The organism is Streptomyces sp. NPDC047061, assembly GCF_040643955.1.
Taxonomy (GTDB): domain Bacteria; phylum Actinomycetota; class Actinomycetes; order Streptomycetales; family Streptomycetaceae; genus Streptomyces.
On sequence record NZ_JBEYVI010000059.1, the window covers coordinates 18,095 to 40,142 of the forward strand.

18 protein-coding genes are annotated in these 22,048 nt (G+C 73.9%); 14 read left to right on the plus strand and 4 right to left on the minus strand.

The window, feature by feature from the left end; genetic code table 11:
- The first annotated feature begins 146 nt into the window (after positions 1-146).
- From ABZ887_RS46370 to ABZ887_RS46390, 5 genes are read left to right on the plus strand one after another with little or no spacing between them, the layout of a single operon-like run.
- Positions 147-551: a hypothetical protein gene (locus ABZ887_RS46370; protein WP_361304868.1), complete on the plus strand. Its 405-nt coding sequence runs from the start codon at positions 147-149 to the stop codon at positions 549-551.
- Positions 548-1,519, plus strand: a complete 972-nt coding sequence (locus tag ABZ887_RS46375) for an FAD:protein FMN transferase (RefSeq protein WP_361304870.1) — start codon at positions 548-550, stop codon at positions 1,517-1,519. Before ABZ887_RS46370 ends, ABZ887_RS46375 begins: the two co-directional genes overlap by 4 nt.
- Positions 1,516-2,091, plus strand: coding sequence for a ferric reductase-like transmembrane domain-containing protein (locus ABZ887_RS46380; RefSeq protein WP_361304872.1), 576 nt, complete (start codon positions 1,516-1,518; stop codon positions 2,089-2,091). Before ABZ887_RS46375 ends, ABZ887_RS46380 begins: the two co-directional genes overlap by 4 nt.
- Entirely contained in the window at positions 2,091-3,308 is a 1,218-nt protein-coding gene (locus ABZ887_RS46385) for an NADH-ubiquinone oxidoreductase-F iron-sulfur binding region domain-containing protein (protein ID WP_361304874.1), read from the plus strand. The genes ABZ887_RS46380 and ABZ887_RS46385 overlap by 1 nt, the downstream gene beginning before the upstream one ends.
- Before the next feature lies 1 nt (position 3,309).
- Positions 3,310-3,510, plus strand: a complete 201-nt coding sequence (locus tag ABZ887_RS46390) for a ferredoxin (protein ID WP_089098403.1) — start codon at positions 3,310-3,312, stop codon at positions 3,508-3,510.
- An 89-nt stretch (positions 3,511-3,599) separates the two neighbouring features.
- Here the strand turns inward: ABZ887_RS46390 and ABZ887_RS46395 are convergent, their stop codons facing one another.
- Genes ABZ887_RS46395 through ABZ887_RS46405 form a run of 3 tightly spaced genes read right to left on the minus strand, consistent with a single transcriptional unit; the run spans position 3,600 to position 5,495 of the window.
- A complete protein-coding gene (locus ABZ887_RS46395) occupies positions 3,600-4,496 on the minus strand; it encodes an aminoglycoside phosphotransferase family protein (protein ID WP_361304876.1) in 897 nt (298 codons plus the stop codon).
- A gap of 22 nt (positions 4,497-4,518) precedes the next feature.
- Positions 4,519-5,049 carry a ferritin-like domain-containing protein gene (locus tag ABZ887_RS46400; protein ID WP_361304878.1) on the minus strand — a complete coding sequence of 177 codons (531 nt, stop codon included), beginning with the start codon at positions 5,047-5,049 and terminating at the stop codon, positions 4,519-4,521.
- Complete coding sequence (locus ABZ887_RS46405) at positions 5,046-5,495, minus strand: hypothetical protein (protein WP_361304880.1); 450 nt, start codon at positions 5,493-5,495, stop codon at positions 5,046-5,048. Before ABZ887_RS46405 ends, ABZ887_RS46400 begins: the two co-directional genes overlap by 4 nt.
- Before the next feature lie 267 nt (positions 5,496-5,762).
- Here ABZ887_RS46405 and rimP point away from each other — a divergent pair, with 267 nt between their 5' ends.
- The 9 genes from rimP to ABZ887_RS46450 all read left to right on the plus strand — a co-directional run bounded on the left by rimP (position 5,763) and on the right by ABZ887_RS46450 (position 18,195).
- Entirely contained in the window at positions 5,763-6,272 is a 510-nt protein-coding gene (gene rimP, locus ABZ887_RS46410) for a ribosome maturation factor RimP (RefSeq protein WP_361304882.1), read from the plus strand.
- A 2-nt stretch (positions 6,273-6,274) separates the two neighbouring features.
- Positions 6,275-7,261: a transcription termination factor NusA gene (gene nusA, locus ABZ887_RS46415; protein ID WP_361304884.1), complete on the plus strand. Its 987-nt coding sequence runs from the start codon at positions 6,275-6,277 to the stop codon at positions 7,259-7,261.
- A 147-nt stretch (positions 7,262-7,408) separates the two neighbouring features.
- On the plus strand, positions 7,409-7,678 hold the full coding sequence (locus tag ABZ887_RS46420) for a YlxR family protein (protein WP_359216149.1): 270 nt from the start codon (positions 7,409-7,411) through the stop codon (positions 7,676-7,678).
- Positions 7,679-7,832: 154 nt separating this feature from the next.
- Positions 7,833-10,955 (plus strand): translation initiation factor IF-2, encoded by a 3,123-nt coding sequence (gene infB / locus ABZ887_RS46425; RefSeq protein WP_361304886.1) that lies wholly within the window; start codon positions 7,833-7,835, stop codon positions 10,953-10,955.
- A gap of 383 nt (positions 10,956-11,338) precedes the next feature.
- Positions 11,339-11,632: a DUF503 domain-containing protein gene (locus ABZ887_RS46430; RefSeq protein WP_046732584.1), complete on the plus strand. Its 294-nt coding sequence runs from the start codon at positions 11,339-11,341 to the stop codon at positions 11,630-11,632.
- A gap of 46 nt (positions 11,633-11,678) precedes the next feature.
- Positions 11,679-12,140, plus strand: coding sequence for a 30S ribosome-binding factor RbfA (rbfA, locus tag ABZ887_RS46435; RefSeq protein ID WP_361304888.1), 462 nt, complete (start codon positions 11,679-11,681; stop codon positions 12,138-12,140).
- Positions 12,137-13,042: a tRNA pseudouridine(55) synthase TruB gene (gene truB / locus ABZ887_RS46440; protein WP_361304890.1), complete on the plus strand. Its 906-nt coding sequence runs from the start codon at positions 12,137-12,139 to the stop codon at positions 13,040-13,042. Before rbfA ends, truB begins: the two co-directional genes overlap by 4 nt.
- Positions 13,043-13,319: 277 nt before the next feature.
- Entirely contained in the window at positions 13,320-17,126 is a 3,807-nt protein-coding gene (locus tag ABZ887_RS46445; RefSeq protein WP_361304892.1) for a trypsin-like peptidase domain-containing protein, read from the plus strand.
- Between the two features lie 118 nt (positions 17,127-17,244).
- Entirely contained in the window at positions 17,245-18,195 is a 951-nt protein-coding gene (locus tag ABZ887_RS46450) for a bifunctional riboflavin kinase/FAD synthetase (protein ID WP_361304894.1), read from the plus strand.
- Positions 18,196-18,270: 75 nt separating this feature from the next.
- Here the strand turns inward: ABZ887_RS46450 and ABZ887_RS46455 are convergent, their stop codons facing one another.
- On the minus strand, positions 18,271-21,792 hold the full coding sequence (locus tag ABZ887_RS46455; RefSeq protein ID WP_361304896.1) for an SCO5717 family growth-regulating ATPase: 3,522 nt from the start codon (positions 21,790-21,792) through the stop codon (positions 18,271-18,273).
- Between the last annotated feature and the right edge of the window lie 256 nt (positions 21,793-22,048).

The following is a 22,048-nucleotide window of genomic DNA, read 5'->3' on the forward strand; positions in this document are numbered from 1 at the left end:
CCTCCGGTAACACACCGGGGGCCGCCGCGGCTTTTCAGAAACGTCTCAGACAGTTCTTCCACTCCGTATGGGAGCCTCACAGACTTCTCTCAGGCCGATACCCGAACGTAATGCGTGACAGAGAGTCACGCAGGAGGGGATCGGTCATGACCGAGAGAGTGCAAGGCAGGGAGCCGGGGGACCGGCGGGAAAAGGGTGCGGCCGCGGCGGTCCGCCGGGGGACCCGGCGCACGGCGGCCCTGGCGGCGGCGGTCACACTCGCCGCGGCGGCCGGGGTGTTCGCCCTGGTCGGCACGATGCAGTCCGACGCCGAGACGACGGCGAGCAGCGGCAGCGGTACGACGTCGAGCTCCAGCAGCTCCGCGAGCGGCTCCGACTCGTCCTCGGGCACGGACGGTTCCTCGTCCTCCCAGTCGACCGACTCCTCCAGTTCGTCCAGTTCGTCCAGCTCCTCCAGCTCGTCCTCGTCGTCCTCCTCGGACCTCCAGTCCTCCTCCGACGGCCTCACCTCCGGCGGCGGCTCCACCGACTCCACCTCGGGGGCGTCATGACCGCCGCCCTCGCCCCGCGCCCGACGGCCGCCGCCGAGTGGCGGGCCCTCGGCACCACCGTCCGCCTGGTCGTCACCGATCCGGCCCTGCTGGACTCCTGCAACCTGCTCCTCGCCCGGCAGCTCGCCGAGGTCGACGCGGCCTGCAGCAGGTTCCGCACCGACTCCGAACTGGCCGCCCTCGACACCGCCCGGGGTCGCCCGGTCCGGGTCAGCCCGTTGCTCGCCGAGGCCCTCGCCGTCGCCTTGCGCGCGGCCGGGGCGACGGACGGCGCGGTGGACCCGACCGTCGGCTCGGCGATGGACGCGATCGGGTACGACCGCGACTTCACCCTCGTCCGCGAGGACGACCGCCCGGTCTCCCTGCGGGTGCGCCGCGCCCCGGGCTGGCGCAAGGTCGGTCTGGACCCCGCGACCGGCACGGTCACCGTCCCCGAGGGCGTCCGCCTCGACCTGGGCGCGACGGCCAAGGCCTGGGCCGCCGACCGGGCCGCGCGCATGCTGGCCGAGACGGCCGGCTGCGGAGTGCTGGTGAGCCTCGGCGGCGACACCGCCGTCGCCGGCGAGCCTCCGGCGGGCGGCTGGCAGATCCGCGTCCAGGACATCACCGGACCGGTGGAGGAGACACCCGGGCAGGGGTCGTACGACACCGTCGGGCTGCGCTCCGGCGGCCTCGCCACCTCCGGCACCGGCGCCCGCCGCTGGCAGCGCGGCGGCTACGACCTGCACCACATCGTCGACCCGCGCACCGGACTGCCGGTCCGCTCCCCGTGGCGCACGGTCTCGGTGGCCGCGGCCGACTGCGCGGACGCCAACGCGGCGACCACGGCGGCCCTGGTCAAGGGCGCGGGTGCGGAACGCTGGCTGACCCGCCTCGGCCTGCCTGCCCGCCTGGTGGCGCACAACGGCACCGTCGTCACCACGCCCGGCTGGCCCGCCCCCCGCACGGCGCTGGAGGCGGCGGCATGACCTCCGAGACCCTCTGGTACGCCAACCGGGCCACCGGCGCCGTCTGCCTGATGCTGTTCACCGTGGTCGTCCTCCTCGGCATCGCCGTCCGCCTCCGCACGCGCCTCCCCGGCCTGCCGCGGTTCGGCACCATGAGCCTGCACCGCACGCTCTCCCTCTCCGCCACCGCCTTCCTGGCCCTGCACATCACCACCGCTGTCGTCGACGGCTACGTGAACATCACGGTGCTGGACGCTCTCGTCCCCTTCGTCTCCGACTACCAGCCGCTCTGGCTCGGCCTCGGCACGGTCGCCTTCGACCTGATGCTCGCGGTCCTCGTCACCAGCCTCCTCCGCGACCGCCTCGGCCACCGCACCTGGCGGGCCGTGCACTGGCTGGCGTACGCCTCCTGGCCGGTCGCCCTGGTGCACGGCATCGGCATCGGCACGGACGCCGGCACCGACTGGATGACCTGGCTGACCGTGGCCTGCGTCGCGACCGTGGTCACCGCCTTCGCCCTGCGTACCGCGCAGGCCGTCCGGGCCGCCCGCCAGACCCCCGCCGCACTGCTGCACACCGAAGGGGCCCACTGATGACCACGCTCTTCACCGACGTCTACATGTCCCCGCGCCTGCTGGCCCCCGGCGGCACCCCGGCCGACCTGACCACGCACGAACAGCGCTACGGCCCGCTCGCGTACGGCGACCCGGCGGCCCTGCTGCGCACCCTGGCCGAATCCGGGCTCACCGGACGCGGCGGGGCGGGCTTCCCGGCGTACCGGAAGTTCGTCGCGGTCGCCGACGCGGCCCGCCGCGCCGAGCGCGCACCGGTCGTCGTCGCGAACGGCGCGGAGAGCGAGCCGGCCAGCCACAAGGACCGGACCCTGCTCCGGCTGTCACCCCATCTGGTCCTGGACGGACTGCAGTTGGCGGCCGAGGCGATCGGCGCGGCGGAGGCGTACCTCGCCGTCGAGGACGGCGCCTCCTACCTGGAGGCGGCCCTCGCCCAGCGCCACGACCCGGTGCGCGTGCAGGTCGTACGCCTCCCCGCGCGCTTCCTCTCCGGCCAGGCCTCGGCCCTCGTCCAGTACCTCTCCGGCGGCCCCGCCCTCCCCACCCACCCGGTCCCGCCGGTCCGCGAACGCGGGGTGCGCCGTGCCCCCACCCTGGTCCAGAACGTCGAGACCCTGGCCCACCTGGCGCTGATCGCCCGCTACGGCGCCGCCTGGTTCCGTTCGGCGGGCACCCCCGCCGAACCGGGCAGCACCCTCTGCACCGTGCACGCGCCGGGCCGCGAAGTCCGGGTCGTGGAAGCCCCGTTCGGCATGTCCGTCGGCCGCCTCCTCCCCCTGGAGGGCGCGTCCGCGGCCCTGATCGGCGGCTACCACGGCACCTGGATCCCGGCCGCCGAGGCCGCCCAGGTCCCGCTCTCCTCCGCGTACTTGGGCGCAGGCGTACTGGCCGCCCTGCCCGCCGACCGCTGCGGACCGGCCGAAACCGCCCGGGTCCTCCGCTACCTGGCGCTGCAGTCGGCGGGCCAGTGCGGCCCCTGCCTCAACGGCCTCCCGCGCATCGCCACGGCCTTCCAGACCCTGGCCACCCCCGGCCCCCAGGGCACCACCCGCACGGACATCTCCCGCTGGGCGGGCCTGGTGGAGGGCAGAGGCGCCTGCCACCACCCCGACGGCACGATCCGCCTGGTCCGCAGCGCGCTCACCACCTTCGCGACCGAACTCGACGCCCACGCCCACGGCCACTGCACCGCGACCGACCACACCCCGCTGCTCCCCGTACCGACGGAAGGGATCTGACATGGACCAGCACATCACCATCGACTGGACGTCCTGCCAGGGCCACGGCCTGTGCGCCGAGCTGCTCCCCGAGCACATCACCCTCGACGAATGGGGCTACCCGCTGGTCGACGGCCGTCCCATACCCCCGCGGACGAGGAAACGAGCCCGCAGAGCGGCGGCTGACTGTCCGGTCCTGGCCTTGAAACTGAGGGAGGGCTGAGCGCCCCGAAAGGGGCGCGGGGCTGTATCTGATATGCGGCTCCGCCGCGTGGGCGCGACCAGCCCCCACCGGGCCCGCGGCCGAAGTCGTCAAACCCACCCCGCGAATTCAAGCAACAGCTCCGCATCCCTCGGCCGCCCAACCCTCCGCGCACGGATACCCGACTCCACCGCCCGGAACAGCGTCCACCCCCGCAGCCGCTCCTGGTCGACCTCCAAGGACTCCGCGAGCCGCTTGATCCGGCGCCGGGTGATCGACGCCCCGGAGGGGGACGCGATCAGGTCCTCCACCCGGTCCCGTACCAGCCGCGCCAGGTCGAACGCGCAGTCCCCGACCACCGGATCCGGCCCCACCGCCAGCCACGGCATCCGCTCCCCGGCCAGCACCTTGCTCTGCCGGAACGTGCCGTGCAGCAGCTGCGGCTCGGGCGGTGCGGCCAGCAGTTCCTCCCGGGCCGCGACCGCCGCCGCCACCAACGGCGCCACCTCGGCGTCGCCGGCCGCGCGGGCCATCGCCGCGGCCTGCCGCCCCGTCCGCTCGGCCACCGTCTCGAAGACGTGCTCCTTCGGCGGCGGCACCCAGAGCCGCCGAAGCGTCCCCGCCGCCTCCAGCAGTGCCTTCGCCTCGGGCAGCGACCGCACCGAGACCTCCGGGTGCAGCCGCTCAAGGAGCAGCACCCCCGCGGCCCCGTCGGCCTCCAGCACCTGCACCGCACCGAGCCCGCCCCAGTGCGCCAGCGCCGCCGCCTCGCTCTCCGGCCTCGCCCGCCGCGGCGCCAGCTTCAGCACGGCAGGCGTGTCGTCCGTCCGCCGCACCAGCAGCACCACACTGCTGCGCCCGCCCGGCACCTGCACCCGCTCGACGGTCAACTCGCGTAGCGCGACGGCCTGTTCCACCGCCTCCGGCAGCTTCTCCAGCCACTCGTCACCGTCCGGCGCCGTCTCACCGAGCGCCCTCACCAGGCGCCGCGGCGGTTCGAAAGCCATACGCGAGTCGTTCCTTCCAGCTCTAAGGAGTCACCGAAGCCGAAGCCGAAGCCGAAGCCGAAGCCGCAGCCGAAACTGAAGCCGAGGGCGAGGCCGACCCACCGGCCGCCGCCCCGGAACCCGCCCGCTCGGCGAGCCCAGGGAAGGCTACGCTCTCCCCGCTCCAGCCCACCGCCCGCACCGCGGCCTCCCGCAGCGCCCCGGCCGCCGAGCCGCGCCGCTCGCCGGAGGAGGCCCGGACCAGGTCGGAGTACACGTCGGCCACCCGCTCCTCCAGCTCGGCGGCGAGTCGTACCGCCGTCGCCGGGTCCGTGACGGCGAACGGCAGCGCGTACGCCGCGCTCGCGGCGACGGGCGCACCGCCCAGGTCCCGCACCTCGCGCACCAGGGCGTCCCGGCGAGCCCGGTGCGCGTCGTACGCCGAGCGCGCCTCGGTCAGCCGCTGCCCGCCGATCCGGCCGCCGACGACGCCGTAGCCGTACACCGCCGCGTGCTCGGCCGCCAGCGCCGCCTGGAGCGCATCGAGCAGGCCAGGCTTCTCCTCGTCGCTCACCGGTCCCCCTTCGTCAGCAGGTACGCGTGCCCGGCGTCGGCCGCCGCCACCCCGGCCAGCAGCCGCGCCAGCTCGCCCGGCACGTCGAGCAGCGCCTTGGCCCGCAGGTCGGCGAGGCTCCGCTCGGCGGCGGCCAGTGAGGCCAGCGCGGACTTCTCGTCGGCGGGCACGGTCGGTGAGGCCGACGGGGACGCCGAGCCGGTCGCCGTGGGCGAGGCCGTGCCCTCCTCGAACGCCGCCGCATGCGCCGCCACCTCCGCCTGCAACGGCCGCAACCGCTCCGCGAGCCGCGGATGGGCGGCGAGGACGGCGTCGTACTGCCGCAGCAGCCCCCGGCTGTCCCGCGCCGCACGCGCGCGTGCCCGCTCGGACACCGACGGACTCCCGCCGCTCGTGGCGGAGTCCGGATCAGCGGAGCAGCCCACCAGCACGGTGGCCGAGGCCACCGAAACGATCAGGCTCCTTCTTCGCAACAGCGAGGGGAACGACACGGCAGACGTCCTCAAGGGGGCTCGTACGAACACACGGGCGGACATGCACCCGACCGTGATCACGTTACCCGTGCACCCCCACAACTGACGTCACCGCCTCGACGCCCCCCCCACGCGCCCCCACCGCAGGCACCCGGACGCAACACCCCCCGCGACCCGATACCCTTTGACCAGACGCGCGACCCATCCCACAACAGCACACGCGGCCGAGGAGTCACCCGGATGAGCACCACCCAGAGCGAGAGGCTGCGAGAGCTCCTGGAACCGCTCGTCACCTCCCAGGGACTGGATCTCGAAGAGATCGCCGTGGACTCCGTCGGACGCAAGCGCGTGCTGCGTGTCGTCGTCGACTCCGACGCGGGGGCGGACCTGGACCAGATCGCCGATGTGAGCCGTGAGCTCTCGGCGAGGCTGGACGAGACGGACGCGATGGGCGAGGGGGAGTACACCCTGGAGGTCGGCACCCCCGGCGCGGAGCGCCAGCTCACCGAGCACCGCCACTACCTGCGTGCCGTGGACCGCCTGGTGCGGTTCCAGCTGGCCGAGGACGGGGAACTGGTCGCCAGGATCCTGGACGTCGACGACGAGGGCCTCGACCTCGAGGTGCCCGGCGTCAAGGGCCGCAAGGCCACCGCCCGCAGACTCGGGTTCGCCGAGATCGGCACGGCGCGTGTGCAGGTCGAGTTCAACCGCAAGGACAAGAAGGACATGACGGAAGAGGAGGAGGCGTAGCCGTGGACATCGACATGAGCGCCCTGCGGGGCTTGGTTCGGGAGAAGGAGATCTCCTTCGACCTGCTGGTCGAGGCGATCGAGTCGGCCCTCCTCATCGCCTACCACCGCACCGAGGGAAGCCGCCGCCACGCGCGCGTGGTGCTCGACCGGGGCACCGGACACGTGACCGTGTGGGCGAAGGAGGACCCCGAGGACCTGGAGGAGGGGCAGGAGGCGCGCGAGTTCGACGACACCCCGTCGGACTTCGGGCGGATCGCCGCCACCACCGCCAAGCAGGTGATCCTGCAGCGGCTGCGCGACGCCGAGGACGACGCCACGCTCGGCGAGTACGCCGGCCGCGAGGGCGACATCGTCACCGGTGTGGTCCAGCAGGGCCGCGACCCGAAGAACGTGCTTGTCGACATCGGCAAGCTGGAGGCCATCCTGCCGGTGCAGGAGCAGGTCCCCGGTGAGACCTACCCGCACGGCATGCGGCTGCGGTCGTACGTCGTACGGGTGGCGAAGGGGGTCCGCGGTCCGTCCGTGACCCTGTCCCGTACGCACCCGAACCTGGTGAAGAAGCTCTTCGCGCTGGAGGTGCCGGAGATCGCCGACGGGTCGGTCGAGATCGCCGCCATCGCCCGCGAGGCCGGTCACCGTACGAAGATCGCGGTCCGCTCCACCCGTTCGGGTCTGAACGCCAAGGGCGCCTGCATCGGCCCCATGGGCGGCCGGGTCCGCAACGTCATGGGCGAGCTGAACGGCGAGAAGATCGACATCGTCGACTGGTCGGACGACCCGGCCGAGATGGTGGCGAACGCGCTGTCCCCGGCCAGGGTCTCCAAGGTCGAGGTCGTGGACCTGGCGTCCCGGTCCGCCCGGGTGACCGTGCCGGACTACCAGCTGTCGCTGGCGATCGGCAAAGAGGGGCAGAACGCCCGGCTCGCCGCCCGGCTCACCGGCTGGCGGATCGACATCCGCCCGGATACCGAACAGGTGCCCGAGTAGATCACCCGGCCGGTGACGCCGGCCCCCGTCCGCGGTTCACCCGGACGGGGGGAATAGTTCCAAGCCGCAGGTCGCTTGGATTACGACAACAGCCGTTCGATCTTTGCCCCGAAGGGGTGAGGTCGGTGCGGGGAGGTAGACTTAGCAGTGTCTGGCCGGACGCGTGCCCGCGCATGCCCTGAGCGCACCTGTGTGGGGTGCAGGCAGCGAGCGGCCAAGACCGAACTGCTGCGGATCGTGGTGGTCGAGGACGAATGCGTCCCCGATCCTCGCGGTACGCTGCCCGGCCGGGGTGCATATGTACACCCCGCCCAGGTCTGTCTGGACCAGGCGGTACGCCGCCGGGCACTTCCGAGGGCGCTCCGCGTCCCGGGTCCGCTCGACGTAAAGGCGTTGCGCCGGTACGTCGAGCAGTAACACCGTAAGAAGCGTCGTTCGGAACGTCCGTGCGGCTCTGGTACCCCGCGAGTTGGAAGTAGGTCGAGATTGCGATGAGCACTCGATGAGCACGCGATGAGTACGCCCATGAAGTAGCGACGGTCCGGACGCACCCGGACCTAAAAGGAGCGAAGTGGCTAAGGTCCGGGTATACGAACTCGCCAAGGAGTTCGGGGTTGAGAGCAAGGTCGTCATGGCCAAGCTCCAGGAACTCGGTGAATTCGTCCGTTCGGCGTCCTCGACGATCGAGGCGCCCGTTGTACGCAAGCTGACCGACGCCTTCCAAGGCGGCGGTAAGCCCGCCCCCCGCAAGGCGGCCCCCAGGCCCGCCGCGCCCTCTCCGGCGCAGGCGGCACGTCCTGGTGCCCCGAAGCCGGCCGCCCCGCGCCCGGCTGCCCCGCAGCCCGCGGCGCCGGTCGCGCCTGCGGCCTCGGCGGCGCCCGCGGCCCCGGCTCCGGCCCAGGCCCCGGCTCCGGACACCCCCGCGCCGGCCGCCTCCGGCCCGCGTCCGGGTCCCAGGCCCGCCCCGCGTCCGGCTCCGGCCGCGCCCGAGTTCACCGCTCCGCCGGCGCCTCCGGCCGCCGCGGCGCCGAGCCCGGCCGCCGCGCAGGGCCCGCGCCCGCAGGGTGCCGGTCCCCGTCCGGGTCAGGGCGCCCCGCGCCCCGGCGGTCGTCCCGCCCCCGGCCAGGGTCAGGCCCGTCCGGGCCAGGGCGGCGGTCAGCGTCCCGGTGAGCGCGCCCCCCGTCCGGGCGGTGCCCGTCCGGCCGGTCCGCGTCCCGGCAACAACCCCTTCACGTCCGGTGGCTCCACCGGCATGGCCCGCCCGCAGGCCCCGCGCCCGCAGGGCGGTCCGCGCCCGGGTGGCCCCAGTGCCCCCGGCGCCGGTCCCCGTCCCCAGGCGCCCGGCGCCCAGGGCGGCGGTCCGCGTCCGCAGGCTCCCGGCGGTTCCCGTCCGAGCCCGTCCGGCATGCCCCGCCCGCAGGGCGGTCCGCGTCCCGGCGGCGGCTCCGCGGGTCCGCGTCCGAACCCCGGCATGATGCCGCAGCGTCCCGCTGCCGGCCCGCGTCCCGGCCCCGGTGGCGGCGGTCGCGGTCCCGGCGGTGCGGGTCGTCCCGGCGGCGCCGGTCGTCCCGGTGGCGGCGGCGGCTTCGCCGGTCGTCCCGGCGGTGCCGGTGGCGGCGCCCGTCCGGGCGGTGGCGGCGGCTTCGCCGGTCGTCCCGGCGGTGCTCCCGGCGGCGGTGGCGGCGGCTTCGGCGGCGGTCCCGGCGGTGGCGGCGGCGGTCGTCCCGGCTTCGGCGGTCGCCCCGGCGGTCCCGGCGGCCGTGGTGGCACGCAGGGCGCCTTCGGCCGTCCCGGCGGTCCGGCGCGTCGCGGTCGCAAGTCGAAGCGGCAGCGTCGCCAGGAGTACGAGGCCATGCAGGCCCCGAGCGTCGGCGGCGTGATGCTGCCGCGCGGCAACGGCGAGACCATCCGTCTCTCCCGCGGCGCGTCGCTCACCGACTTCGCGGAGAAGATCAACGCCAACCCGGCGTCCCTCGTCGCGGTCATGATGAACCTCGGCGAGATGGTCACGGCCACGCAGTCCGTCTCCGACGCGACCCTCGAGGTCCTCGCCGGCGAGATGAACTACACGGTCCAGATCGTCAGCCCCGAGGAGGAGGACCGCGAGCTGCTCGAGTCCTTCGACATCGAGTTCGGCGAGGACGAGGGCGACGAGGACGACCTGGTGGTCCGCCCGCCGGTCGTCACCGTCATGGGTCACGTCGACCACGGCAAGACCCGACTGCTCGACGCCATCCGCAAGACGAACGTCATCGCGGGCGAGGCCGGCGGCATCACCCAGCACATCGGTGCCTACCAGGTCTCGACCGAGGTCAACGACGAAGAGCGTCGGATCACCTTCATCGACACCCCGGGTCACGAGGCGTTCACCGCCATGCGTGCCCGCGGTGCGAAGTCGACCGACATCGCGATCCTGGTCGTCGCGGCCAACGACGGCGTCATGCCGCAGACGGTCGAGGCGCTCAACCACGCCAAGGCGGCCGACGTCCCGATCGTCGTCGCGGTCAACAAGATCGACGTCGAGGGCGCCGACCCGACCAAGGTGCGCGGTCAGCTGACCGAGTACGGCCTGGTGGCCGAGGAGTACGGCGGCGACACCATGTTCGTCGACATCTCCGCCAAGCAGGGTCTGTACATCGACGAGCTGCTCGAAGCGGTCGTCCTGACCGCGGACGCCTCGCTCGACCTGCGGGCCAACCCGGCCCAGGACGCGCAGGGCATCTCGATCGAGTCCCGCCTCGACCGCGGCCGCGGTGCCGTGGCGACGGTCCTCGTCCAGCGAGGCACGCTGCGGGTCGGCGACACGATGGTGGTCGGCGACGCGTACGGCCGCGTCCGGGCGATGCTCGACGACAACGGCAACAACGTGGCCGAGGCCGGCCCGTCGACGCCGGTCCAGGTCCTCGGCCTGACCAACGTCCCGGGTGCGGGCGACAACTTCCTGGTGGTCGAAGAGGACCGTACGGCCCGACAGATCGCCGAGAAGCGCGCCGCCCGTGAGCGCAACGCCGCGTTCGCCAAGCGCACGCGCCGCGTCTCCCTCGAGGACCTGGACAAGGTGCTCAAGGCCGGCGAGGTCCAGCAGCTCAACCTCATCATCAAGGGTGACGCTTCTGGTTCCGTCGAGGCCCTGGAGTCCTCCCTGCTCCAGCTGGACGTCGGCGAAGAGGTCGACATCCGCGTCCTGCACCGCGGCGTCGGTGCGGTCACGGAGTCCGACATCGACCTGGCGATGGGCTCCGACGCCATCGTGATCGGCTTCAACGTCCGCGCGGCCGGCCGCGCGGCGCAGATGGCCGAGCGCGAAGGCGTGGACGTCCGGTACTACTCGGTCATCTACCAGGCGATCGAGGAGATCGAGGCGGCCCTCAAGGGCATGCTCAAGCCGGAGTTCGAGGAGGTCGAGCTCGGTACGGCGGAGATCCGCGAGGTCTTCAAGTCGTCCAAGCTGGGCAACATCGCCGGTGTCCTCATCCGCTCGGGCGAGGTCAAGCGCAACACCAAGGCGCGCCTCCTCCGCGACGGCAAGGTCATTGCGGAGAACCTCAACATCGAGGGCCTGCGTCGCTTCAAGGACGACGTCACCGAGATCCGCGAAGGGTTCGAGGGCGGTATCAACCTCGGCAACTTCAACGACATCAAGATCGACGACGTCATCGCGACGTACGAGATGCGCGAGAAGCCGCGGGTGTAACGCCCACGGTGGGTAGCCGGCCGACGGGAGTCCGCTTCCGTCGGCCGGTACTTTTCCCGTCGGGACACGCCCGCCACGGGGCTCCGCCCCAGACCCCGGGCCTTTGCCCACCCACCACCCGACTCGGTCGGCCGAGAAGGCACCGCCCGAGGGGGCACCTTTTCAGCTCACCGAGTCGGGTGGTGGGTGGGCGAGGTCGGGGTCCGGGGCGGAGCCCCGTGGCGGTCACCTCCTGGCCCACCGAGTCGGGCGGGTGGCAGGGAAGGCGGGTGACGCGGCCGACCCTCATCGCCGGGGAAAGTCGGTCGAGCCCCCGGCAGGGACGGGGTACCGTTCCTGACAGGGCCATCGATCCCGTGCCGGCGGGTTAACCGGATACATACATGTACGTGGGGACTCTGTCCTTCGACCTCCTCCTCGGCGACATCCACTCGCTCAAGGAGAAGCGCTCCGTCGTCCGCCCGATCGTCGCCGAACTCCAGCGGAAGTACGCCGTGAGCGCGGCCGAGGTGGACCATCTGGACCTTCATCGCAGGGCCGGCATCGGCCTTGCCATGGTCTCCGGCGACGCCGCGCACCTGACCGACGTACTCGACCGGTGCGAACGGCTGGTCGCCGGCCGCCCCGAGGTGGAACTGCTGTCCGTGCGACGGCGTTTCCACGGCGACGACGACTAGACCTGAGACTTGAGAACGACAAGAAGAAAGAACGGGAGACGGACCAGTGGCCGACAACGCGCGGGCTAAAAGGCTGGCGGACCTCATCCGAGAGGTGGTGGCCCAGAAGCTGCAGCGCGGGATCAAGGACCCGCGGCTCGGCACCCACGTCACCATCACGGACACCCGGGTCACGGGTGACCTCAGGGAGGCGACCGTCTTCTACACGGTGTACGGCGACGAGGAGGAGCGGAAGGCCGCCGCCGCCGGTCTGGAGAGCGCCAAGGGCATTCTCCGGTCCGAGGTCGGCCGGGCCGCCGGCGTGAAGTTCACGCCGACCCTCGCCTTCGTCGCGGACGCCCTGCCGGACACCGCCCGGAACATCGAGGACCTCCTCGACCGGGCGCGCCAGTCCGACCAGAAGGTCCGCGAGGCCTCCGCGGGCGCCGACTACGCCGGAGACGCCGACCCGTACAAGAAGCCGGGTGCGGAAGACGAGGCCGACGAGACGGACGACGCCACCGAATGACCAGCAAGCCCACCCCGCCCGACGGCCTTGTCATCGTCGACAAGCCGTCGGGCTTCACCTCGCACGACGTCGTCGCCAAGATGCGGGGCATCGCCCGCACCCGGCGCGTCGGGCACGCCGGCACCCTCGACCCCATGGCGACGGGCGTCCTCGTTCTCGGCATCGAGCGGGCGACGAAGCTCCTCGGGCACCTCGCCCTCACCGAGAAGGAGTACCTGGGGACGATCCGGCTCGGCCAGAACACGGTCACGGACGACGCCGAGGGCGAGATCACCTCGTCCACCGACGCCTCCAAGGTCACCCGCGAGGCCGTCGACGCCGGCATCGCCAAGCTGACCGGCACCATCATGCAGGTGCCGTCCAAGGTCAGCGCCATCAAGATCGACGGTGTCCGGTCGTACAAGCGCGCCCGGGACGGCGAGGACTTCGACATCCCGGCCCGCCCGGTGACCGTCTCGTCGTTCGCCGTGTACGACGTCCGGGACGCCGTCGCCGAGGACGGAACCCCCGTCCTCGACCTGGTCGTCTCCGTCGTCTGCTCCTCCGGCACCTACATCCGCGCCCTCGCCCGAGACCTGGGCGCCGACCTGGGCGTCGGCGGCCACCTCACGGCGCTGCGCCGCACCCGCGTCGGGCCGTACAAGCTGGACTCCGCGCGCACCCTCGACCAGCTCCAGCAGGAGCTGACCGTGATGCCGATCGCGGAGGCGGCCGGGGCCGCGTTCCGCCGCTGGGACGTCGACGCCAGGCGGGCCCGCCTGCTCACCAACGGCATGCGCCTGGAGATGCCCGACGAGTACGCGGGCGCCGGTCCCGTCGCCGTGTTCGACCCCGAGGGCCGCTTCCTGGCGCTCGTCGAGGAGCAGAAGGGCAAGGCGAAGAGCCTCGCCGTCTTCGCCTGAGCCGGCTGAGCTCGTAGGGCTCGTAGGGCTCGTAGGGCTCTCCCCGTGGAGCGGCGACCACGGGGTCTGGCGCCGCCGCCGCTCCACGGTCCCCCCTCGGTTCCCCCACCCCTAGGGTGTATCCACCCGCCCCGGCCTATTCACCCGACCGAGCAGGCGCTCGGAGTGAACCGGGGGAGCAGAGGGGGGCGCGTTCACCGCCCGCTCTGTCCCGCTGATCATTTCGCCCCTACGGTCGAAGTCGAGGGCACGGATGTACGGGCGGGGAGGTTCGATCATGGCGGGACGCGGTCCGCGGACCGGGAGCGGCCGCCGGACGGCGGACGGTACGCGGGAGGCGGAGAAGGAGACGGGACCGGGGCTCGACGAGCGGCTGGTCCGGATCCGCGACCTCGCCGGACGGCCGCGCGGTACCGGCTTCCTGGCCGATCATCACGGCACGCTCATCACCAGTCACGAGGCCGTCGACGGCCTCGCCCGGATCGTGCTGCACGCGGCCGGGGACCGCACCTGCGTGGTCGGCTCGGACGCCGTCGTCCCGCTGCCCGCCTACGACCTGGCCCTGGTCCGCACCGAGGGCCTGGCCGTGGACCCGCTCCCGGTCACCGTACGGGAACGCATCCCGGCCGGCGCCTACGTCCGGATCGCCGCCGACCGCTGGCGCGAGGCCCGGGTGCTGGCCGCGACCCAGGTGACGTACACCGCCACCGACCGCTTCCATCTCCTGGAGGACGCCCTGGAGCTGGCGATCGGCACGGCGGGCCGGGACGCGCTGCGACTGGGCGGCGGGGCGGCCGGCGGCCCGGTCCTCGACGCGGAGACCGGCGCGGTCCTGGCGGTCCTCGGCACCGCCCTCCAGTCCGGCCAGCGGGACGTGGGCTTCGCCGTCCCCCTGCACCACCCCAGCAGCGGCCCCCTGGCCGACCTGCTGGCCACCAACGCGGCCACGGTCCCGGCGTACGGCATCGACCTCAACCTGGCCGGAATCCTGGAACTGACAGCGACCTCGGTAGGCCAGGACGGCCCCCCGGGAGCCCTGGCCGGCTACGTGGGCCGCAAGACCCCCCGCATGTCACCACCCCACACCGGCGCACCCCACCCCGGAACGCCCCACCTCGGAACGCTCCACCCTGGAGCGCCCCGCACCGGAGCGCCCCAAAGGGGCGCGGGGAACTGCGCGACCAGCCACAGCGCACCCGCAGCCGCGCCACCACCTTTCACGGCACTCGTAGGCGAATACACGGACCCCGTACAGCCCGTCGAACGATCGACCATCTCAACGGAGCTGTCAGCCTTCGCCGAAGGCACCGGCACCGGCACCGGCACCGGCACCAAAACCGTCACCGGGACCGTCCTGGCCCTCGTCGGCGCCCCCGGAACGGGCCGCACCACAGAACTCGCCGCCCTCGCCGCCCGCCGCAACCGCGAAGCGAACCCGGCCCCCACCCTCTGGCTCCGCGGTGCCGACCTCAAGGACGCGGACGACTCCGTCGCCTCCGCGGCCCGCCGCTCCCTGGAACGCGCGGTCCGGATCGTCGCCGCCTCCCGTTCCCAACTCCCCGGCGACCTGGGCGAGTTGAGCGTGGAACGGCTGGCCCGCCTCGCCGCCCGCGCCGGCCGTCCGCTCCTCCTTCTGCTGGACGGCCCGGAGGAGATGCCCCCGGTCCTCGCCCACCGGCTCCCCGCCTGGACCGAGGGCACCGCGGACTGGCTGCGCGACACCGGCGCCCGCCTGCTCGTGGCCTGCCGGGAGGAGTACTGGGAGCGCGCCGGCGCCGAATTCCCCCCCGACCTCCTGCACGGACACGGCAACGGACACGGCCACGGTCATGGCACCGACGGCGACCCCCCGTGCATCCGGCTCACCGACCTCACCCTCGACGAGGCCCGCCGCGCCCGCTCCCGCTACGGCATCCCCGACGGCGCCCTCATCGACCGCGACGCCCGCCACCCCCTCGCCCTGCGCCTGCTCTCCGAGGTCCGCGCCGCCCTCCCGGACGCCCCCGCCGCCGACGACCCCATCGACCGGCACGACGTCTTCGCCGCCTACCTCGACCTGATGTGCCTGCGCATCGCGGTCCGGCTGGCCGCGGAGAACGGTCTGCGCGGTACGGCCGTACGCCGCCTCGCGGCTCGGGTCTCCGGGCAGGTGCACGAGGCCGCCCGGCGCAGCCTCGGCCCCGGGCAGGGCGAGCTGGACCGGGAGTCGTTCGAAGCGGTGTTCCCCTGGGGGCCCGTCCCGGCCCACCTCGGCGGCGGCTCCGGCTGGGCCTCCGCCGTCCTCACCGAGGGCCTGCTGGTGCCCGCCGGCGGCGGCTACCGCTTCGCCCACGAGGAGCTCGCCGACTGGATCCAGGGCATGCACCTGGACCTGGACGAGGCCCTGCACGCCCTCGTCCACCGCCCCCGCACCCCCCTGGGCGCCCACCCCCTGCCCGTCCCGCACCACAGGGTCGGCCCGGTCGTGCAGGCCCTGCTGCTGCTCGACCGTGACTACGGACCGACCCAACTCGCGCCCCGGCTCGACGAGTTGACGCACGCCCTCGACCTGGACCCCGGTTCCTGGTGGGCCGCTCGGCTGATCGCACAGACCCTGCTGCGGCTGCCCGACGCGACCCCCTACACCGGGGTGCTGCGGCGGCTCGCCGACCGCGTGGTGGGCGAACAGCGCACCCCGTCCCCCGAGTTCGGGCCGGACTTCTGGACCGCGCTCGCCCTGCCGGCCGCCGACCGCTTCGATCTGCTGCGCAGGCTGGTGCTGGCCGACGAGCCGCTGCCGGAGACCGCGGGCATCGGCCGCTTCGGAGCCAGGCCGACCCGGCCGACCGGGCCGCCGACCCGTCCGCCGGCGGAGGAGCCCGAGGGCACGGCAGCCCCGCGCTTCCTGGACGCCGTGGCCCGGCTGCTGGCCGCCGACCCCACCGCCGTACAGCCGTATCTCACCCGGTGGTTCGACGACGAGCGGCCGTTGCCCGCGATGCCGCACGCCACCGTGGCGACGGCGGCCCAGGCGCTGCTGCACACCCACCGGCACCGGGCCCTGGACGACCTGACCGAGGTCCTGGTGGACGCGGCGCACCGGCGCGGCGACGAACTGCTCGCCGTACTCGCCGAGGACGAGCCGTCGGCGGTGTGCCGGGCCGTGGACCGCTGGGCGCACGACGAGCGCCCGGCCCGCCGGGTGGCCGCCATGGCCCACGGGCTGCGCACCGCCCCGCACGTCCGCAGCGAACCCGACCGCGAACTGCTCCGCTACGCCGCGCTCGCCCTGCTCGCCCGCCCCGCCGACTGCACCGTGCACGGCGGCGCCCTCGCCCTGCTGGTCCGAGACCCGGCGACCCGCGCCTGCCATCTCCCGCAGGCGCTGACGCACTTCGCCACCGGCGACCACCAGCTCACCCCTACCGCCCTGATGCCCGCCCTGGTCAGCCACCCCGAGGAGGTCCTGGAGGCCTTCCGCGCCCGGCTGCGCGGACCGGACGCCGCGCAGGTGCTGCGCACCCTCGCCCACGTCACCACACCCACGCTCGCCCGGCGGGTCACCGAACTGGTCCTGGAGGCCGCCGAGCTGCGGCCGGAGCTCGCCGGGCAGGTGGCCGGGTTCGTGGAGCGCCGCCTCGACCAGGGCGCCGAGGCCCGTGCCGTCCTCCTGCCCCTGGTCACCGAGCTGCTCGACGACGGCCCCGAGCCGGTCCGGGCGGCCCTCGCGACCGTACTCGGCGCGGCCGGAGCCCCTGCCTCACGACCGCTGCGCCAGGAGCTCCTGGAGTTCCTGCTGGACCGTGAACGGGACCCCGGCGTCCTCGACGCGCTGCTGCACGCGGCCGCCGCACAGCGCGGGGCCGACGCCGACGGCGACGGGATGCGCGAGCTGGTCAGGCGCACCGGGCTGCTGCTCGTCCGTACCCCGGACGGGGCGACCCTGTTCGACCGCGGGCTGGTCGACCTCGGCCGGCACGTGCCCGGATTCGCCGCCCTGATGGCCCGCTGGCTCACCGACACCCCGCAGGAATGGGCCGCGGTGGTCGGGCCCAGCACCCGCCGCATGCTGGGAAACCTGGCGGGCGTCCGGGTCCCCGCGTGACCGCGGACACGTGCGCCCGGTCACAGCGACCGTGCCGGTGTGAGACGGGTCCGGCAAACATGGCACCCTTAGACCTGCGTAAGAGGGACAACGGACACAGGTTCGAGGAGCGGACACAGTGCAGCGCTGGCGTGGCTTGGAGGACATCCCCGAGGACTGGGGGCGCAGCGTCGTCACCATCGGTTCCTACGACGGGGTGCACCGCGGTCACCAGCTGATCATCCGGCATGCCGTGGACCGCGCCCGTGAGCTGGGCATCCCGGCCGTCGTCGTCACCTTCGACCCGCACCCCAGCGAGGTCGTGCGCCCCGGCAGCCACCCGCCGCTGCTCGCCCCGCACCACACCCGCGCCGAGCTGATGACGGAGCTGGGCGTGGACGCGGTGCTGATCCTCCCCTTCACCACCGAGTTCTCGAAGCTGTCGGCCGCCGACTTCGTGGTGAAGGTCCTGGTCGACAAGCTGCACGCCAGGGCCGTCGTCGAGGGTCCCAACTTCCGCTTCGGCCACAAGGCCGCGGGCAACGTGGAGTTCCTCATCGAGCAGGGCACGGTGTACGACTTCGAGGTGGAGGTCGTCGACCTGTTCGTGCGCGGGGAGGCGGGCGGCGGCGAGCCGTTCTCCTCGACCCTGACCCGGCGCCTGGTCGCCGAGGGCGACATGGCGGGTGCCCGCGAGATCCTGGGCCGCCCGCACCGGGTGGAGGGCGTGGTCGTGCGCGGCGCCCAGCGCGGCCGCGAGCTGGGTTTCCCCACCGCCAACGTGGAGACGCTCCCGCACACCGCCATCCCCGCCGACGGCGTCTACGCCGGCTTCCTGCACGCCCAGGGCGAGGTGATGCCGGCCGCGATCTCCGTCGGCACCAACCCGCAGTTCGACGGCACCGAGCGCACGGTGGAGGCGTACGCCATCGACCGTGTCGGGCTCGACCTGTACGGCCTGCACGTCGCCGTCGACTTCCTGGCCTACGTCCGCGGCCAGGCCAAGTTCGACTCGCTCGACGCGCTGCTGGAGCAGATGGCCGAGGACGTCAAGCGCTGCCGGGAGCTGGTGGCGGCCGACAACGCCTGACCGGGCAGAGGGCTCAGCAGTACGCCGAAGGGCGGCCGGTGCGACGAGGCACCGACCGCCCTTCGGCGTTTCCGGCTACTGCTGCTGCGGCGGCTGACCCTGCGGGGGCTGAGGCGGCTGCGGCGGCTGCTGAGGGGCGGCCTGCGGGGGCAGGGGCGGCTGCGGGTAGCCGTATCCCGGCTGCGGCTGCGGCTGCGGCGGATACGGCTGTCCCGGCTGCGGCGGGTAGGGCTGGGCGCCGGGCTGGGGCGGGCCGTACAGCTCCTGTTGCGGCGGCTGTCCCTGCGGCGGGTACGGCTGTCCGGGCGCGTACGGCTGCGGCTGTCCGGGTGCGTAGGGCTGCTGGCTCGGCAGGGGCTGGCCGGGCATCGGTGGGGCGGCGACCGGCGGCGGGTTGCCGTCGCTGGTCCACAGGCCGTGCATCTGCTGGTGCCGTACGAAGTCCTCGGCGACCATCGCCGCGAGGTTGAAGTACGCCTCGCGCACCTTGGGCCGCATCATGTCGAGGTCGACCTCGGCACCGGCGGACAGGTGCTCGTCGAAGGGGACGACCACGACGCCCCGGCAGCGCGTCTCGAAGTGCTGCACGATGTCCTCGACCTTGATCATCTTGCCGGTCTCGCGGACCCCGGAGATCACGGTGATGGACCGCGACACGAGGTCGGCGTATCCGTGCGCGGACAGCCAGTCCAGCGTCGTACTGGCGCTGCTCGCTCCGTCGACCGACGGCGTCGAGATGATGATCAGCTGGTCGGCCAGGTCGAGCACCCCGCGCATGGCGCTGTACAGCAGGCCGGTGCCGGAGTCGGTGAGGATGATCGGGTACTGCCTGCCGAGCACGTCGATCGCGCGCCGGTAGTCCTCGTCGTTGAACGTGGTGGACACCGCCGGGTCGACGTCGTTGGCGATGATCTCCAGGCCGGAGGAGGCCTGCGAGGTGAACCGCCGGATGTCCATGTAGGAGTTGAGGTACGGGATCGCCTGGACCAGGTCACGGATGGTGGCCCCGGTCTCGCGACGCACCCGGCGGCCGAGCGTGCCGGCGTCCGGGTTGGCGTCGATGGCGAGGATCTTGTCCTGGCGCTCGGTGGCGAGGGTGGAGCCGAGCGCGGTGGTCGTGGTGGTCTTGCCGACACCGCCCTTGAGGCTGATCACCGCTATCCGGTAGCAGGACAGCACCGGCGTGCGGATCAGGTCCAGCTTCCGCTGCCGCTCGGCCTCCTCCTTCTTCCCACCGATCTTGAACCGGGAGGACGCGGCGGCGGGCCGGCCGCTCTTCGCCTTCTGCTTCTTGTTGTTGAGCAGCCGGTCGGACGACAGCTCCACGGCGGCGGTGTAACCCAGCGGCGCGGCACCGGGGTTGGTCATCTGCCGCTGGTCGTGCTGGATGGGCTGCGGCCAGGCGGCACCGGCCCGGGGGTCGACGGGCGGTTGGGGCTGCGGCTGGGCAGCCGGCGGCTCGGGCGCCTGCGGGTTCTGCGGTGCCTGAGGTGCCTGTGCGGTGCGCGGGTCCTGCGGAGCGGCCTGCGGCGGCTGGACGGGGGCGCCCTGCTGCGGGAAGCCGTAGCCGCCGCCGGGCTGAACCGGAGGCACCGAGGGCTGCGGGAAGCCGTAACCGCCCTGGGCGTCGGAGGCCGGATACTGCGGGGCCTGCGGCTGACCGGGCTGCTGGGGGAAGCCGTAGCCCCCGGGAGCCTGCGGCGGCTGGACGGGGACGCCCGGCTGCGGGAAGCCGTAGCCGCCCTGGGCATCGGGCGCGGGAGGCTGCGGGGCGTAGGGCTGCCCGGGCTGCGGGGGCGCGGGCTGGTTCCAGGCGGCGGGCGCGGGCTGCGGTGCCTGCGGCTGGAACGGCTGCGGACCCTGGGCCGCGGCGGGCTGCGGCTGGGACTGGGGCTGCGGCTGACCGGGCGCCGGCTCCGGTGCGTGCGGCTGGACCGGCCACTGGGCCGCGGGCGCGGGGGCCGCGGGCTGGTACGACGGCGGCAACGGCGGGACCACCGTCGGAGGCGTCGGCGGGGGAGTCCAGACGGTGGGCACGGCGTCCGCGGGAGCCGGGGGCGCGTCCTGCGGCGGGGCCGGAGCCGCGGGGACGGCGGCCTGCGGGGCTGCGGCGGGCGCGTCCTGGGGTTCGGCCTGGTCCACGGCGGCTACGGCGGCCGCGGCGCCGTCGGTCTCGGGGCCGCGCTCGTCGTCGTTGTCGTCCAGGGCGTCGACGACGGCCGCGTCCTGGGACCGGGACTCGCCTGCGTCCGGGGCGTCCGCCGGGACGGATTCCTGGACGGGCTCGTCCGCCTCGGCGGTACCGTCGGCGTCCGCCTCCGCCTCCGCCTCCGCATCGGCGTCGACGGCCTCGAACTCGTCGCGGGGATCCCCGTCCTCGTCCTCGCCCTCGATGTCGATGTCGATGCCCGCGTCGGCCGACGCGGACGGCTCAGGCGCCTCGACAGCCTCCTCGCGGGTGTCCTCGGGCTCCGCCTCGGAGCTCACCGGAAGCGCGACGACATCGGCGTCCCGTTCGTCCTCCCCGCCGTCCGTCTCTTCGGCGGCAGTCTGCTCGGCGGCCTCGGCCATCTCACGCTTCATCGCGACGGCGGAGAACCGCATCGTCGCACCGCTCTCCAGGTCGCCGTTGTCCTGCTCGGGCTTCGGCGTCGGCTCCTCGGCCGTGCCCGGCTGCGGCTCGAAACCGACCGGCAGCCCGGGCACGGCGGCCGGGCCGCCGACGGGCGGCGCGGCCGGGGTGAACGGTGCTGCGGGCGGGGCGGCCGGCGCCGCGGGCGGGGCGGCCAGGGCCCCGGCGTCCGCGCTCGGCACCGAAGCCGTCGGGGGCGTCGGCGGCGTGAACGGCGCGCCCGGCGTGGCGGTAGGCGGAGGGGTGAAGGGAGCGCCGGGTGTTGACGCGGGTGGCGGGGTGAACGGTGCTCCGGGAACTGACGCGGGCGGGGGCGTGAAGGGCGCACCGGGCGTCGAAACGGGTGGCGGCGTGACCGGAGCACCCGGCGCCGGAGCGCTCGGTACCGAAGCCACCGGCGGCGTGAAAGGAGCCCCGGGACTCACGCTGGGCGGAGGGGTGAAGGGAGCCCCCGGAGTTGACGCGGGCGGCGGGGTGAACGGCGCGCCCGGACTCGACGTCGGCGGCGGCGTGAACGGTGCTCCCGGGCCGGACGTCGGCGGAGCGGGGGGCGGCGGCGTGAAGGGCAGCCCGGGACCAGGCCTCGCGCCCCCCTGTTGGGCGTGCGGAGGAGGCGTCAGCCCGGGGATCGGTGCCCCCGGCGGGAACGGCGAACGGGGCGGCGCGGCAGGACCCGTACCAGCACCGGCGGCACCCGCACCCGCAGGACCCGTCCCCACAGGGCCCACACCGGCGCCAGGCCCGCTCACCGCTCCGGGCGCGCCTGCCGGGCCCGCCGAGTCCGCACCGGCGCCCGGACCGCCGGCCGCCGGACCGGAACCGTCGGCCGCGTTCTGCGTGTACCAGGCGGGCGGCGCGTAGTCGATCGTGAACTCGCCCGTCATCTCGTTGAGGGACTCCGCGTCGGGCTGGTCATCGCCGGGTGTGGCCCAGCCCCCGCGGATCCCGTCCCGATCGCTGCTCACAGTTCCTCCTGGTGTGGTCGAGCACCCTCATGCCGTGCCGGCGCGACGACCATGTCGTGTCGTTCTCAGCATCCAAATTCGTGTGAGGTAGTCCGATCCACCGGCTCTCCCCCTCGGGAAACCGACGTCCTGTTCACGGTCCGGACGTCGCGCCCCCCTCCCAGCCTAATCACCACGAGCCGCACCTCGGCAGGCCCGTCCGCCTCTCGTCAGAGGTCCGCCTGGTCACACCCTGCCCGGAAGTGGTGTGCGGAGC